This is a genomic window from Microvirga aerilata (genome assembly GCF_016743775.1).
Taxonomy (GTDB): Bacteria; Pseudomonadota; Alphaproteobacteria; order Rhizobiales; family Beijerinckiaceae; genus Microvirga; species Microvirga aerilata.
Genome location: NZ_JAEQMY010000325.1, coordinates 1 through 876, shown reverse-complemented (window position 1 = coordinate 876; position 876 = coordinate 1). Strand labels below are relative to the sequence as shown.

Here is an 876-nt window from a genome sequence, read left to right as displayed (position 1 = left end):
TGGATCCGCTGAGTTCACGTGTGAAGTGCAACACCTGCTAAGGTGTTGCCGCGATGGGACAAACTTACAACCACTTGAGCTTGCGCGAGCGGGTTGAGATCGAGCTGTGGCGCTCGGCTGGCCGCTCGTTGCGCTGGATCGGCAGCCGGTTGGGGCGTTCGGCCTCCACCATCAGCCGGGAACTGCACCGCAACGCCCAGCCCACCCGGCAATGGCGCGGTGCTTATGAGGGGGAGCGCGCCCACACCCTGGCCCGACGCCGCAGACGCTGGGATGCCCGCTTCAAGCTGGCGCGCCAGCCAGCCTTGTGCGCTCTGGTCAGACAAAGCCTTGCGATGGGACACTCGCCCGAACAGATCGCCGGCCGGCTGGCGCTCGACCAGGGTAGACCTGTCATCAGCCCCGAGTCCATCTATCGCTTCATCTATCACCGCTCTGCCCAGAAGGATCACTGGCATCGCCTGCTGCCGCGCCGCAAGAGCCGTCGCGGTCGCTTGGGCCGGCGTGGCGGCTCCCCAGCCAGCTTCATCCATCACCGCTTGAGCCTAGCCCATCGGCCGCCAGAGGCTCACAGCCGCGGTGAGGCGGGTCATTGGGAGGCCGATCTCATGGCCTTCTCGCGCTATGGCCAATATGTGTTGGTCCTCCACGAGCGTTGCTCCCGCCTGCTGCTGGTCGACCGTCTACCCAACAAAACAGCCCTTGCCGTGCTCGAGCGGTTGCATCGGCAGATGAGCCGGCTGCCTGAGGCCATGCGTCGCTCGCTGACCTTCGACAATGGGACGGAGTTTGCCTTGCACTATCGGCTCACCGAGCACTTGGGCCTGCCGACCTTCTTTTGTGATCCGCATGCCCCCTGGCAGAAGGGCGGGATCG

1 protein-coding gene is annotated in these 876 nt (G+C 65.1%); it reads left to right on the top strand.

Annotation, left to right across the window (positions count from 1 at the left end):
* Nucleotides 1–53: 53 nt before the first annotated feature.
* On the top strand, nt 54–876 hold an 823-nt coding region (locus tag JKG68_RS32620), incomplete at its 3' end, for an IS30 family transposase (protein ID WP_202066605.1).